The organism is Lederbergia graminis (assembly GCF_042655485.1).
In the GTDB taxonomy this organism is placed as follows: Bacteria; Bacillota; Bacilli; order Bacillales; family Bacillaceae_C; genus Lederbergia; species Lederbergia graminis.
This window is the reverse complement of the sequence record NZ_JBHSMC010000001.1, coordinates 333,789-347,000: the sequence shown is the minus strand read 5'-3', so window position 1 is coordinate 347,000 and position 13,212 is coordinate 333,789. Positions and strand designations below refer to the sequence as shown.

Annotated in this window: 16 protein-coding genes; 2 read left to right on the top strand and 14 right to left on the bottom strand. The window is 33.5% G+C overall.

The features are described from left to right. Positions 1–281: 281 nt before the first annotated feature. On the bottom strand, positions 282–1,748 hold the full coding sequence (locus ACFPM4_RS01840) for a protein adenylyltransferase SelO (protein ID WP_382347035.1): 1,467 nt from the start codon (positions 1,746–1,748) through the stop codon (positions 282–284). 158 nt (positions 1,749–1,906) lie between these two features. On the opposite strand from ACFPM4_RS01840, the gene ACFPM4_RS01835 reads away from it, so the two are divergent. Continuing rightward, complete coding sequence (locus tag ACFPM4_RS01835) at positions 1,907–2,566, top strand: LysM peptidoglycan-binding domain-containing protein (RefSeq protein ID WP_144925772.1); 660 nt, start codon at positions 1,907–1,909, stop codon at positions 2,564–2,566. Positions 2,567–2,805: 239 nt separating this feature from the next. Here the strand turns inward: ACFPM4_RS01835 and ACFPM4_RS01830 are convergent, their stop codons facing one another. The 8 genes from ACFPM4_RS01830 to ACFPM4_RS01795 all read right to left on the bottom strand — a co-directional run bounded on the left by ACFPM4_RS01830 (position 2,806) and on the right by ACFPM4_RS01795 (position 8,395). Beyond that, on the bottom strand, positions 2,806–4,260 hold the full coding sequence (locus ACFPM4_RS01830) for an Msr family ABC-F type ribosomal protection protein (RefSeq protein ID WP_382347032.1): 1,455 nt from the start codon (positions 4,258–4,260) through the stop codon (positions 2,806–2,808). A gap of 474 nt (positions 4,261–4,734) precedes the next feature. Continuing rightward, the gene (locus ACFPM4_RS01825) at positions 4,735–5,103 is read right to left on the bottom strand and encodes a DUF2752 domain-containing protein (RefSeq protein WP_382347029.1); all 369 of its coding nucleotides are present in this window, start codon (positions 5,101–5,103) and stop codon (positions 4,735–4,737) included. Positions 5,104–5,109: 6 nt separating this feature from the next. After that, a complete protein-coding gene (locus tag ACFPM4_RS01820; RefSeq protein ID WP_144925782.1) occupies positions 5,110–5,451 on the bottom strand; it encodes a DUF4234 domain-containing protein in 342 nt (113 codons plus the stop codon). 222 nt (positions 5,452–5,673) lie between these two features. After that, the gene (locus ACFPM4_RS01815; RefSeq protein WP_382347026.1) at positions 5,674–6,114 is read right to left on the bottom strand and encodes a GyrI-like domain-containing protein; all 441 of its coding nucleotides are present in this window, start codon (positions 6,112–6,114) and stop codon (positions 5,674–5,676) included. A 91-nt stretch (positions 6,115–6,205) separates the two neighbouring features. Then, on the bottom strand, positions 6,206–6,604 hold the full coding sequence (locus tag ACFPM4_RS01810; protein WP_382347023.1) for a YhfM domain-containing protein: 399 nt from the start codon (positions 6,602–6,604) through the stop codon (positions 6,206–6,208). A 65-nt stretch (positions 6,605–6,669) separates the two neighbouring features. After that, positions 6,670–7,026: an acylphosphatase gene (locus tag ACFPM4_RS01805; protein ID WP_382347020.1), complete on the bottom strand. Its 357-nt coding sequence runs from the start codon at positions 7,024–7,026 to the stop codon at positions 6,670–6,672. 365 nt (positions 7,027–7,391) lie between these two features. Continuing rightward, entirely contained in the window at positions 7,392–7,763 is a 372-nt protein-coding gene (locus tag ACFPM4_RS01800) for an iron chaperone (RefSeq protein WP_382347017.1), read from the bottom strand. Between the two features lie 224 nt (positions 7,764–7,987). After that, complete coding sequence (locus ACFPM4_RS01795) at positions 7,988–8,395, bottom strand: VOC family protein (protein WP_382347014.1); 408 nt, start codon at positions 8,393–8,395, stop codon at positions 7,988–7,990. 179 nt (positions 8,396–8,574) lie between these two features. Between ACFPM4_RS01795 and ACFPM4_RS01790 the strand changes: the two genes are divergently transcribed. Further along, positions 8,575–9,345 (top strand): protein kinase domain-containing protein, encoded by a 771-nt coding sequence (locus tag ACFPM4_RS01790; protein ID WP_382347011.1) that lies wholly within the window; start codon positions 8,575–8,577, stop codon positions 9,343–9,345. Between the two features lie 40 nt (positions 9,346–9,385). On the opposite strand, the gene ACFPM4_RS01785 is transcribed toward ACFPM4_RS01790, so the two are convergent. From ACFPM4_RS01785 to ACFPM4_RS01765, 5 genes are all read right to left on the bottom strand, one after another. Then, the gene (locus ACFPM4_RS01785) at positions 9,386–9,544 is read right to left on the bottom strand and encodes a hypothetical protein (protein ID WP_382347008.1); all 159 of its coding nucleotides are present in this window, start codon (positions 9,542–9,544) and stop codon (positions 9,386–9,388) included. A gap of 140 nt (positions 9,545–9,684) precedes the next feature. Beyond that, positions 9,685–11,217, bottom strand: a complete 1,533-nt coding sequence (locus ACFPM4_RS01780) for a malate:quinone oxidoreductase (protein ID WP_382347005.1) — start codon at positions 11,215–11,217, stop codon at positions 9,685–9,687. A 169-nt stretch (positions 11,218–11,386) separates the two neighbouring features. After that, the gene (locus ACFPM4_RS01775; RefSeq protein WP_382347002.1) at positions 11,387–11,935 is read right to left on the bottom strand and encodes an NADPH-dependent FMN reductase; all 549 of its coding nucleotides are present in this window, start codon (positions 11,933–11,935) and stop codon (positions 11,387–11,389) included. A gap of 131 nt (positions 11,936–12,066) precedes the next feature. Continuing rightward, positions 12,067–12,429, bottom strand: a complete 363-nt coding sequence (locus tag ACFPM4_RS01770; RefSeq protein ID WP_382346999.1) for a VOC family protein — start codon at positions 12,427–12,429, stop codon at positions 12,067–12,069. A gap of 38 nt (positions 12,430–12,467) precedes the next feature. Continuing rightward, complete coding sequence (locus tag ACFPM4_RS01765; RefSeq protein WP_144925799.1) at positions 12,468–13,145, bottom strand: DUF421 domain-containing protein; 678 nt, start codon at positions 13,143–13,145, stop codon at positions 12,468–12,470. Positions 13,146–13,212: the final 67 nt, after the last annotated feature.

Below are 13,212 nucleotides of genomic sequence, written 5' to 3'. Positions count from 1 at the left end.
CTATAATCATTTAGACACATACAAATCTTTTAAATATCCCTCCTTTTATTTTGATGGTAAACGTTTACTTAGCAAGGAAACGTTTACATTGTATGTAGGATGAAATAGCCAGTTACTCTTTTATAAAGCACTGTGTATCTTTCCTACCTTCAACATATATATTGAATAATTGTAATTATATTCATAATATTAAGTGATTCGAAATTCCTATATTCATAAAAGAACGTCAGAGCACGAAGCATTTATGCTCCATATTCTGACGCAAAATCAACTACTATATTTTATGTTCCACAATAAGTCCGATACGGGGTATCTGTTGGTTCAGGTGGTAAAGTAAACTCCTTAATCACGTCTGTGTAATTATAAGGATTCTTTAATACTGATAACAAGCGAGTCATATCGCTATAATCACCTTGATTCACAGCATTTTCTAGTACTTCTTCCACTCGATGGTTACGAGGAATGATGGCAGGATTCGCATTTTTCATTAATTCAATACTATCTTTTCCTCTCTGAGATTCCCGCTCTTTCCGTTGTTCCCAACGTTGATACCATTGTTGGAAATCTGGACTTTGAAACATCCCACAACCTTTTAGTTCATTCAAGGTTAATGCACGGAAAGTGTTCGTATAATCAGCTTCATGTTTTTGCATTATACCTAAGAGCTGATCCACCAGCATATCATCTTCATATTCATTAGTAGCTAAGCCTAACTTCGCTCTCATACCATGTAACCAATATTTTTCATAAATACTGGTGAATTTCGAGATTTCTTCTTGGGCTATTTTCAGTGCTTTTTCATCTTCTTCGTGTAAAAAAGGAATTAAAGTTTCAGCAAATCTTGCGAGATTCCAAGCAGCTATATATGGCTGGTTCGCATATGCATAACGACCTTGTGTATCAATGGAACTAAAAACTGTATCTAGATGATAAGTATCCATGAACGCACAAGGTCCATAATCAATTGTTTCACCACTTATGGTCATGTTATCTGTATTCATCACACCATGAATAAATCCAACAAGCTGCCACTTTGAAATTAGTTCCGCTTGGCGAGTAATAACGCTTTGTAAAAAAGCGAGGTATGGATTGTCACTCTCTTTTACTTCAGGATAGTGTCTATTAATTGTATAATCAGTAAGTGATTTAAGTTCTGTTAATGAACCCCAATTTGCAATAAATTGAAATGTACCAACACGTATATGACTAGAAGCAACTCGAGTTAAAATCGCGCCTGGCAGCTCCGTTTCACGGATAACTTCTTCACCAGTAGTTACTACTGCTAAACTTCTAGAAGTTGGAATTCCTAGTCCGTGCATCGCTTCACTAATAATATATTCACGTAACATTGGACCAAGTGCAGCTCTTCCATCGCCCCCACGAGAAAATGGTGTCTTACCAGCACCTTTTAGTTGTATATCAAAACGTTTTCCAGTAGGAGTAATTTGTTCGCCTAAAAGGACTGCTCTTCCATCCCCAAGCATTGTAAAATTTCCAAATTGATGCCCTGCATATGCTTGTGCGATGGGGAATCCACCCGGAGGAATTTCGTTTCCAGCAAATATTTCAATACTTTCCTTCCTTTTCAATCCTCCCTCATGTAAGCCAAGTTCTTCAGCAAGGGTACTATTAAGTATGACTAACTCTGGTTTTTTGACAGGAGTAGGGTTGCTTCTGGCAAAGAAAGACTCGGATAAACGAGCGTAGCTATTATCAAAATTCCAGCCTATTTCATTGGTTTTGGTCATGATATCTCCTCTTGTATTTGACTTAAATTCAATAATAATAGTTTCTAACTACTATTACTGTATTATACCTATATTCCTTCTGTTATGCCCACTCCACAGCTGAACAAATACCTCCTCTTTCGCATAGACATATATGAAAAACGGAGAGTGGGTTTCTTATGCACACTTATTATTATCGTCAATGCCCTAACGACCATTATCCATATGTCATTCAACCTGGCGATACACTGAATTACATTGCTTTACGTTTAGAGAAAACAGTGTTCAGTATTTTAGCAGCTAACCCTGGACTAGATCCACATAATTTAAGAATTGGTCAATCTATTTGTATACCAGCATGCCCCCCAAATCATACTTCGAAGATAATTGAGCAAGGCGATACACTTTATCAAATTGCCCAAAACTATCAAGTCACTATTGAAAGTATTTTAGAAGCTAATCCAAGTGTAGATCCTAACTCACTTAGAGTTGGACAACGATTATGTATTCCTTCTGCCTGTGGAACAGGATTTACAGATGAACGTGCGATTATTCAAGCAATGCAACATGATATAAATATGCTAAAAAAAGAAAGTCACATACAACAAACAAAACAAGCTAATTATGGAAAATCTACAAGAACAACAGCAGTTTTAAAAGCAACTAAGAGAGAGTTACAATTCGAGGACGCACCTGTAGTGTTTTCGGGAAATTATGAACATCACTTTACAACAGGCCAAAAATACGCATTCTATAAAGATGCTTCCATGGGAGGTCAAAGAGGTATTTCGGTAATAGATAACTTCGGAGTTTGGCATACTTTTAACTATCGAGTATAAAATGAAGAATTGGGAAAAATCCATTAAAGAAATTTATGTAATTCAGAACAATGTTTGTGTAAAAAGAGGCTGGCACAGAGGAATATGGTTGCAAATAAAAACCGAACTATCACTTTATTTCAAAAAAGATAGTTCGGTCACCTTATCAATTATTAAAATTTTATAGTTACATTCAGGTCAAATCGTTTTGTCTCAACCTCTTTTAAGTTCGTCTACATTCTTTTGTCCCAATCTTTATCTTACTGCAACACTAATTTTTTATTGACAATTTTATATACTAGATCAGCCGTATTTTGAATAAATGTTTGATCATGGGAAACAAAAATGATGGTTCCCTTATAGCCATGAATAAACTTCTCCAGAGCTACTGTTGCATGAATATCTAAAAAGTTTGTTGGCTCATCAAGCAAAAGTATATTATATTCACCAAGAAAAAGCTGACACAGTTGGAGACGAATAGCCTCTCCTCCACTTAATGTTGTTACTTTTTTTTGTATATCTGTTCCAATGAATTGCATCGAATGTAAAACGCTACGTAAGAATCCCTCCTCATAATCAGAGCGTATTTTCAAAAAATCAATAACCGTTTCCTCGGATGTGAATTGATAACTCATTTGTCTAAAGTAACCGATCTTAGCTTTCGGTGATATCGTTAAGTTTAAGCCCTGTTCTGCAATATAATGCAACAACGTGCTCTTTCCACTACCATTGTCTCCTGTAATGGCTATCTTCTTGCTTAGTGGGAATTGAAAATTCACATCATCGAGTAATATTTTATTTTCCACTTGCAATGTAAGTCTATCTGCCATTATAGGAAATTTATTATGCAGCTGTAGTGCTTTCGATTGGTGAAACACGATGGGTCTTTCTTCTTTGACAGCTTCTACTTCTGCAAGTTTTTCAATTCGCTGTTCAATTGCTTTTGCTGCACGCTGTACTGCCTTCTGACTAGTTCCTTTTGATTTTGTCTCAAACATCCTGTTAGCTTTTGCTTTAGATTCTTTTTTCGACATACTTCCAGCTTGAGCAATTTTTTCAGCCTTTTTCATTTTTTCTTGTGCCGCTTTTTCCAAGCGTGCTTTCTCTTTTAAGAATTGTTCATGTGCTTGATTTTGTTGTTCTCTTTCTAATACTTTTTGTTCTCGATAATCGCTATAATTACCTGTATAAACCTTAACTTGACCGTTCTCTATTTCCCAAATGGTCGTTACTAGCTCATCCAAAACAGCACGGTCATGACTAATTATTACGAGTGCGCCATAATAATATCTTAATTCATCGAGTAAAAATTCAATTCCACTACGATCTAAGTGTGTAGTTGGCTCATCTATTAATAAAGCTTCATAATAATTGGTAAACAATTGAGCGAGCTTTAATCGCGTTTGTTCTCCTCCACTCATACCATTTGAATGATTTGGTACAGCTAGTTTCCCTAATAAAGCTGGATCTGCCGCTTCAAACGACGGAGCCTCTAATTGCTGAAAATATCCACTTTCTACAAAGCGATGAACTTCTCCTTTATCAGGTTTTATTGTACCAGCAAGTAACTTTAATAACGTACTTTTTCCAACACCATTTTTACCAACTATCCCAATACGATCAAATTGGTGTATAGCTAATCGGTCTATATTTAAAATTTCCTGGTCTAAAAATGATACTTCTATATTTTTCAATTCAAAACAAATTTGTTCCATATCGCTACCTCCGAAATTTTAAGATTTCGTATCGATAGCTTGGATCGATACGAGCTTATACGTGATTACACATAAGCTCGTATTAAAAGAATAATAACATTACTGAACCCATACATCTTCCCTCCAAATTTAAAAAATCATAGACTGTCTACCTATGAATTGGAGTAAATAGATATGCCTTCCTAATTTACAAAAGTATAAAAATGGAGAAACAAAAAGAAAGACAGAATAATCCGTCTTTCTTCATTGCTAATATTGAAAATGAAGTTTATTAAAAAAGGACAGACTTATCCCATTTACTCTACTTAATAAGTAGAGCTAATGACCATATTCAATTACTGGGTCAACGTGGGAAATCGTAGTCTCATTTTTTAATAACCTCCAATTATATACAATCTAAAAATATAATATGATTTACTAAGGAAAATGTCAAAAGCCTCCAGCTAGAATGCCAGAGGCTTTGTAATTACGTTGTTAAATTGCAGTTGGCGCCATCCAACCAAATGTTTCTGTATTTCGTAAAATGAAAAATAATACTGCCATGACAAGCATAGATGTCATAAGGACTTTGCTTGGTTTTAGCATTTTTTTCTTTTCTAAAACGAAATAAGTGGCTAATAAGGGCGCAATTATAAAAGCGAGCATATTCCATCTAAATGCTTGATACACATCTCCATCTAATAATGCTAATGCGGCTCTAGTCATTCCACATCCTGGACAATTAAGACCTGTTATCTTTTTAAAGATGCACGGAATATGTATATTGAACATTGGAGATATCACTGTTAAGTACAATATTCCTATGGACAATACAGAAATTGCTATTACAATTTTCTTCTTCATGAAGCATCACACCAATTTGTTCACATTAGATTGTGCAATTGCCATAGAAACAATACCAAGTCCAAAGATACCGAGTACTAAGTAGATGATGCTCTCATCACTTGCACGTACTCCCTTATTTTCTTGTGCTTGTTGAATGTGTTTTCCTAGTTGATAGTACCAGAATAATGAATAAATTCCACAAGTAATAATGCTTAATAGAATTACTTTTCCACCACTGAATGATGAATCACCACTTAAATGGCCAATTTCATTCGTTAGTACATACATCCAATAGATTGCGTAAAGACCACAAGTAATAAAATAAAGAAAAATAGCTAAACCAATACTTCTTTGCTGTACAGCCATCATGTCCCCTCCTTCTACAATTTTCCACATTATTCTATCATACTTTTACTATTGATTCTATTAAATTTTTATTTTTCAAGTAACTATAAGAATAATAGTAACTTACTATATTCAAATATAATAACAAATCAATAGTAACCTTATCAAAGAACATCATATGAAATACGGGATTATTCTATGACAAAAAAGTGTTAATCACTAGTGACTAACACTTAAAGTTAACTATTCAATATTAAATATAATTTCTGTCACTAATTTGGATTCATCTTCATGCCAATGACCATAGACCTCTAAACTTGGCGGTATATGCCTGCTTCCCGAAGAATCTAGAATGGTATTGATTTTCTGATAGCTGCTATCCAACTTATAATATGGGCCAATATGTTTACAATAAGCAAATTTCTGTAATTCTATTTCTTTATGTTTCAATAAAGTTTCCTCACTAGGTCTAGCTGTTAATTCAATTCCTGCAAATACAATTCCGTCTGAGTCATATACTACATGATTCTTACCCTTATGGCTTAACCCATGCTTCTTTACTTCTGACCAAACCGTGTCCAACAGTTGAGATATTGTTTCACTATATGGGGTGTTTTTATCATGGACTTTTGAAACGCCATATAACGAAAAAACTTTTTTCTCCTTCATAATCGTTGCTTCCATCCTCACACATCCCTATTAGCTTTTTTCACTTATTGTCTTCAACATATATAAGCTAAAATCCTTTAAGTAAGCCAGTAAATATAAATAATATTCATACACTACTAATTTCTTCGATTATTTCTTTTAATTCTTTTGCAGAACTTTCTGTTAATGTATATAACGAGTGATTATCATTTAGATTCATAATGGATGCAGAATTTTCATCTACCCATAAAAAGTAGGTCTCATTGTCTATTTTGATTTTATATTCTGGTTTTTCCATATTGACAATCCCTGGATGTTTTTTTGCTTGTTTAATTGCATGCAGTATTGTGTTGACCTTCCTCACTTCATCGGAAACATTTAACTCTGCCTGTTGATCGAATCGAACAATAGTTACATTAACAACTTTTTCACTGTTAGAAGAGTTCATTTTACTGGACTGCTGTTGACAACCAATTATTCCAATAATAAAAACAAGCACGGTGGAAAAGAACAAGACACTTTTCATAAAAATCCCCGCCTTAATTTTATAAATTAGACGGGGTTTTTAAGGGAAAGTTACAATGATTCATTTCATTTTCTTATAACAAAGCTGTCTTCACTATCTTGTAGAGGTAAATCAATTGAAGTTATATTTTGTACAGATGCTCTCTTTAATGATTTCATACAATTAACTAGAAAGTTTATTTTTGATTCATTTCCTTGGAGTTCGGCTTCTACACTACCATCAGCTAAATTTTTTACCCAGCCGATCAATTGTAACCTTTGCGCTAAGCAGTATACTTCTAAACGGAACCCTACGTTTTGAACCCTACCTGAAAAGGTAATATTCCTTCTGATAATATTTCTAGCTTCAAAGGATGGAATCTTAATACGATTCGCATGCCAGATGACATAATCTTCTCTCCATTTATTAATTAAACTCATCATTCTGTACTAACTCCTTTACACTTTAAATAGTAAAAACAATTCTATTTTTTTTGAATTATTTTTCGTGTGTTATTTTCATATAGAATGTCATATAGGAAATATATGGTATATGAAATAGCTTACATGAATAAAGAACTCGGAGCAATAGTAGAATCAATATTAGAAGAGGTTACGATTTGAACGAGAAGTAAATCCGAACAATGCAAATATAACTATACCGATTTGGATATACACTACGCTGACCAACTTTAAATTCGTATAGAACATAGAAAAAGACCGAACTATCTTGATTATATTCAAGTATTAGTTCAGTCTTTGGCTTTATCATTATGTCTTGGTGCCAACCTTTTTAAAAATAATGATTATTACACCCGCCAAAATGTTTTACAATCTTTTTTGTCCCAAATATTAAATTCAATCAATTTCTCAAGTAAAGTAAAATCAAATGGTTTATTCCAAGGGAAACGAATAATTTCTTTCGTATGTTTCAGACCACTTTCCTTTATTTCATTGTCAAAGTGCATCATCGCTGCTTGTTCAGGAGCAACCGCTAAATGTTGTTTAGAAACACTAAAACCGATAATATATGTATCATGGTCAGTAAACATAGGCTGGTTCCACTTGGTTACTGGTACTAAACTTGGATATTTATTTGCTACCCATCCCAACACTTCTTCCGTACGTAAACGATGATCAGGATGGTCAATCTTTGCAAGAAAATCTGCAAAAACCTCCATTTCGCATCCTCCTTTCCATCATAAATTATATACTATTAATAAAATTGTCCAGTTACAACATCAATTAGCTGTGGAGAGAATATGGAAAACTCATAAACAAATTTATTTTATTAAGCAATTACATTTGTAATTTCCTATAACTCCATAGGCGAAATTATTTAGTCATTGCACTATCAATTAAAAAAGGGGCCTAAGCAATTATGCTTTATAACCCCCTTTTCACTTTATTCTTGATAGCTAAATTGCCATTCAATATTAAATTTATCTTTTATACTACCATAACATTTTGTCCATGGAGTCTCTTGAAGTTCCATAATGACGGAACCTCCGTCTTTCAATTTCTCAAACGCTTCTCTTATTTCCGTTTCATTATTGGAAATATAGCCTAACGAGAAATTGTTTCCTTGTTGTAATGGCATCCCTGGAAAATTATCAGAAATCATTAGGTTACCACCAGCAATTCTTAATTCTGTATGCATAACTAAATCTTTTGCACCTGGAGGTAATTCCTCTTCACTATGAATAGAACCAAATGTCATAATTTGCGGTTCCTCTAGTTTAAATACATTTACATAGAACATAATAGCATCTCGTGCATTTCCATCAAATCGGATGTATGGATTCAAAGCCATATAAACCACTCCTTTTAATATATTCACACCTATTTTAACACATATTACCAAATAACACAAACAAACGTTCTATTAAATTAAACTCTATTTATAAACCTTATGTAAGTCTTTGCACTTACTTGTTATAATAAAGTCGTCTTTATTATTACAAGTTGAAAGGATTACATACATTGCGGGCAATGCGAAAAATATATCAGTTATTCAAAGATAAGCCTCTTCATAAAGGTCTAATACTAAACTCTAAGTACGAAATACTTAACATCATTGGAACTGGTAGCTATGGAATAGTTTATCTTTGTAAAGAGTTACATACGAACGAGCGTCGAATCATTAAACAACTTCGCCCTAGTAAACGCCGGAAGGACACAAATCTATTTGGAAGAGAAATGGCTATACTAGAGACGTTACATCACACAAATATTCCAAAGTTCATCGAATCATTTTTTTATAAAGAACATTTTATGTATGTAATGGAGTTTATTAATGGAGAAAATCTGGAGGAACTTATTTTTCATCGCAAGAAAGTGTTTAATGAACTAGAATCATTACTTCTTCTTAATCAATTACTAGAACTAGTAGCCTACCTTCACGAAAATCATATATATCATTTTGATTTAAGGATTCCAAATTTGTTACTAAAAAACAATGAAGTATACATAATTGATTTTGGTCTTTCAAGGCTAGTCACCAACGAGGATGATCCTATAGAGGTAAGCAAGATGAAATATCAAGATTATTATGATTTAGGAGAAATATTATTGTTTTTACTTTATACTACATATCCATCTAACCGTAAAAAAGCTCTCCCATGGACAGAAGAGCTTTCATTAAAATTAGAAACTGTTAATTTAATTAAAAGCTTATTTGGTTTGCAGAAACCATATGAAACAATAGCTGATATCTCCATAGATATAAAAAAAGCAATCAATGCGCAAGTAAGGAGTAATTAGCTGCTGCCCCACCCTTTTCGCTTATAATACTTGCTTCCTTTCATTGGTGACCTTTTATACATTCGATCACTACTACTACTTCCTTTGTAGTAATATTTGTGTCTACGATCGCTGCTACTACCGTGACGGTAGTGTGAATATCTTCTATCGCTGCTACTTCCACGCCGATAGTGTTTATGACGGCGCTCACTACTGCCAAGAGATAGCTGTTTCATTTGCTTCATTATTTTCTTAAACATCATTTACCTCGTTTCTTTTTGAGCATTTCGTCATTTTTAGTCTAACATAGTATAAGAATAAACTACAAAAACCTTCAATCAAAAGATTGAAGGTTTTTTATTAGCTGACAACAAGTTGTTTTTCAACAAGTTCAAGCGTTTGCGCTGTAGATTGATGAACTTCACGAAGCAGTTCAGGGTTCTCCATTAAAGATTCTCCATATGACGGAATCATTTCTTTAAGTTTTGACTCCCATTCTATCATATGGTCAGGGAAACATCTTGTAATTACATCCAACATTACATTTACAGCAGTAGAGGCACCTGGAGAAGCACCTAATAATGCAGCAATTGATCCGTCTTCTGAAGTAATTACCTCTGTACCAAATTGGAGAGTTCCCTTACCGCCTTCTTCTGTGTCTTTTATGACTTGTACACGTTGTCCTGCAACAATTAATTCCCAATCTTCACTCTTAGCATTAGGAATAAATTCTCTTAGTTCTTCCATCCGTTGTTCTTTTGAAAGCATCACTTGCTGAATTAAGTATTTTGTAAGTGATAAATTTTTGGCACCAGCCGCTAACATCGTGAACAAATTATTTGGTTTTACAGACGTAATTAAATCAAAGATAGATCCTGTTTTTAAAAACTTTGGTGAAAAACCAGCAAAAGGACCAAACAATAATGACTTTTTATTATCAATGAATCGAGTATCTAGATGTGGAACAGACATCGGTGGTGCACCAACTTTTGCTTTTCCATAGACTTTAGCATGATGCTGTTCTACTATTTTCGGGTTTTTACAAACCATAAATATCCCACTAACAGGGAATCCACCTATCTGTTTACTTTCCTTGATACCTGATTTTTGTAACAAATGGAGACTTCCTCCTCCCCCACCGATAAATACAAACTTAGCACGATGAAGTTCTACAGTACCATTATTAAGATTCTTTACTTTCAATTCCCATGAATTATCATCTGAACGTTTCATATTTTTCACTTGGTGATAATAATTCACTTCCACATCTCTATTCTGTAAATGTTCAAATAACATTCTCGTTAATGCACCGAAGTTAACATCTGTACCTGTATCAATCTTTGTTGCTGCAATTGGTTCATTATTTTCACGGTCTTGCATAATAAGTGGAATCCATTCTTTCAGCTTTTCTGGATCATCAGAAAATTCCATACCAGCAAAAAGCGGATTCATTGATAGCGCTTCAAAACGCTTCCTTAAAAAAGATACATTTTCTTCCCCTTGGACTAAGCTCATATGTGGTAATTGAGTAATAAAATCATGGGGATTTTGTATCAAATTATTTTTGACTAGATATGACCAAAATTGCATCGACACTTGAAATTGTTCATTAATCTTAATTGCTTTACTAACATCAATAGTGCCATCTGCTTTCTCTACTGTATAATTCAATTCACATAATGCAGCATGTCCTGTTCCTGCATTATTCCACTCATTAGAGCTTTCTTCACCAGGTTTTCCTAATTTCTCAAACACTTTAATATTCGCATCAGGCATTAATTCTTTTAGTATCGTCCCTAATGTAGCACTCATAATTCCGGCGCCAATTAAAATGACGTCTGTTTTATTTTCTATGTTGCTCATTTTAACCAACCTTTTCAACAAAATTTTCATAAAATGCAAATGTGTTTCTCAAGACTAGTTTTCTGTTAAATTAAATATATTAGAATATATTTTCTACTACTCTATGATAACATATACTTTAAAAAATGGATGCGCAATCAAGGAAAAAATGTAAAATTTCTTTAAAAAGAAAAATCGCACCAATAGATGCGACTAATCCTTAGTTTGATTTAATAAAATCAATAAATGTATTAATTTTGCTATCGAGGAAATTTAGCGTTGTTTCATCAACAATCTCACCTTTTGCTTCATCGACTTTTTGGTTAACCATATTGATTAATACTTCATTTCCACCAGGAGGTAGAACTCTAGCTTGAATACCAGGTGCTACTAAAATTTCGCGTAAATGAAGTTGGGCACGAATAGTCCCCATTTGTCCAGGTGTTGCCCCAAGTGTCATAACTGGCTTGTTTAAGAAGACTCTTTCTACGCGGGAAGTCCAATCTAGTGCATTCTTTAATACACCTGGAACTGACCAATTATATTCTGGTGTAATAATAATTACTCCATCTGCATTTGCGATTGAATCTTTAAACTCTTTTACGGATTGAGGTGGATTTAACTCCTCATCCTGATCAAAATAAGGAAGTGAACGAATATCAGCAATCTCAATATTCAGTTTTTCCTTATAGCGTTCTACCATCGTTTTAGCAATTTGCATATTATATGAATCTTTTCTTATGCTACCTACAATTGCAACTATTTTCATTATGTATCCCCCCAAAATGTGTAAATGTATTATGTATAGGGAATTTATTCAGTCAAAAAATAAAACCCATATTACTTTATTAATTAATAATTCTACAATTTTTTAGCTTACTATCCAAACTTTGTGCTCAATTATTTATTTTTTTCTGAAATATGCCAACAAACACCAGCAGGATCAATTAAATGGATTTCTCGTTTCCCCCATGGATAATGTGCAGGCTCCTTTACTTTAATAGGATAGTTTTTTGGTATAATATTTTGCTGAATATGTTGCCACCAATAATCTAGATCTGTAACTATTAATTCAACCATGAAATTATTCTGTAGTTCTTGATGATGAAAGTTTTGCAGATAAAATTCTTGTTCCCCCATCTGATAAATTGTTAATCCTGTGTCAGCATAAATTGTCTTAAAGCCTAAATCTGAAAAAAATCGTTGTGCAAGATCATAATCTGAACCTGAAGGTATAAATGGACGTAATTTGACTGACTCCATATTGAATCCTCCTTTATATATATATTTTTGTAAACCGCTTAGGAATTTACTTGGACGAAAAGGCCATCACCATGTAACCACTCAGCAATAAAAACATCCTTATAATTTATTACATTATGTTTCGATAACTCTGCTTTCAACCATGATTCATCATAACCTAATTCCATAATTTCATCCCACAGGACTTCTCCATCGCGAATGATTGTAACTGGTACATAGACGGATTGAGAAGGTAAATTTAGATCCTCCTGTGTAGTTTTTTGATACTTTGTTTTTTTGAGAATACTAAGGGATCCATTTGCTTCCAAATAACAATAGGCTACTTCACGAATAGAAAAAGTTTCACTTTGGCGTAGCAAGCTTTGTAACAAGTTAATATTTATCCTATTCTTCTTTAATGCTTCACGATCAATCACACCATTTTTTATGAGTGCGACTGGTTTCCCTATCACTATACCACGGAATTTTAAAGATTTCTGACTTAATATTTCCACAATGAATAACAATACAGCCCAAAGGACTAATGAATAGATGATATAAAATACCCCGATTTTGTTATCATACAAGGCGTTTCCTAATATTTCACCTAGCACAATAGCAGCTATAAATGTAAAAGGTGAAATTTGGCTAATAATCTTCTTACCAACAAACTTTACAATAAGAAATAAAAATAAAAATCCTACTATCAGTTCAAGAGTTAAATGACCAATTTGCATGAACAATAAACCCCATTCTAACTAGTAATAAAATCAATTTCTATTTTTAGTAAGAATGGGTATTGTT

What these genes read in the sequence shown, in the direction of transcription:
- ACFPM4_RS01840 (WP_382347035.1), bottom strand. Translation starts at nt 1,748, where the DNA reads ATGACCAAAACCAATGAAATAGGCTGGAATTTTGATAATAGCTACGCT.
- ACFPM4_RS01835 (WP_144925772.1), top strand. Translation starts at nt 1,907, where the DNA reads ATGCACACTTATTATTATCGTCAATGCCCTAACGACCATTATCCATAT.
- ACFPM4_RS01830 (WP_382347032.1), bottom strand. Translation starts at nt 4,260, where the DNA reads ATGGAACAAATTTGTTTTGAATTGAAAAATATAGAAGTATCATTTTTA.
- ACFPM4_RS01825 (WP_382347029.1), bottom strand. Translation starts at nt 5,103, where the DNA reads ATGAAGAAGAAAATTGTAATAGCAATTTCTGTATTGTCCATAGGAATA.
- ACFPM4_RS01820 (WP_144925782.1), bottom strand. Translation starts at nt 5,451, where the DNA reads ATGGCTGTACAGCAAAGAAGTATTGGTTTAGCTATTTTTCTTTATTTT.
- ACFPM4_RS01815 (WP_382347026.1), bottom strand. Translation starts at nt 6,114, where the DNA reads ATGGAAGCAACGATTATGAAGGAGAAAAAAGTTTTTTCGTTATATGGC.
- ACFPM4_RS01810 (WP_382347023.1), bottom strand. Translation starts at nt 6,604, where the DNA reads ATGAAAAGTGTCTTGTTCTTTTCCACCGTGCTTGTTTTTATTATTGGA.
- ACFPM4_RS01805 (WP_382347020.1), bottom strand. Translation starts at nt 7,026, where the DNA reads ATGATGAGTTTAATTAATAAATGGAGAGAAGATTATGTCATCTGGCAT.
- ACFPM4_RS01800 (WP_382347017.1), bottom strand. Translation starts at nt 7,763, where the DNA reads ATGGAGGTTTTTGCAGATTTTCTTGCAAAGATTGACCATCCTGATCAT.
- ACFPM4_RS01795 (WP_382347014.1), bottom strand. Translation starts at nt 8,395, where the DNA reads ATGGCTTTGAATCCATACATCCGATTTGATGGAAATGCACGAGATGCT.
- ACFPM4_RS01790 (WP_382347011.1), top strand. Translation starts at nt 8,575, where the DNA reads ATGCGAAAAATATATCAGTTATTCAAAGATAAGCCTCTTCATAAAGGT.
- ACFPM4_RS01780 (WP_382347005.1), bottom strand. Translation starts at nt 11,217, where the DNA reads ATGAAAATTTTGTTGAAAAGGTTGGTTAAAATGAGCAACATAGAAAAT.
- ACFPM4_RS01775 (WP_382347002.1), bottom strand. Translation starts at nt 11,935, where the DNA reads ATGAAAATAGTTGCAATTGTAGGTAGCATAAGAAAAGATTCATATAAT.
- ACFPM4_RS01770 (WP_382346999.1), bottom strand. Translation starts at nt 12,429, where the DNA reads ATGGAGTCAGTCAAATTACGTCCATTTATACCTTCAGGTTCAGATTAT.
- ACFPM4_RS01765 (WP_144925799.1), bottom strand. Translation starts at nt 13,145, where the DNA reads ATGCAAATTGGTCATTTAACTCTTGAACTGATAGTAGGATTTTTATTT.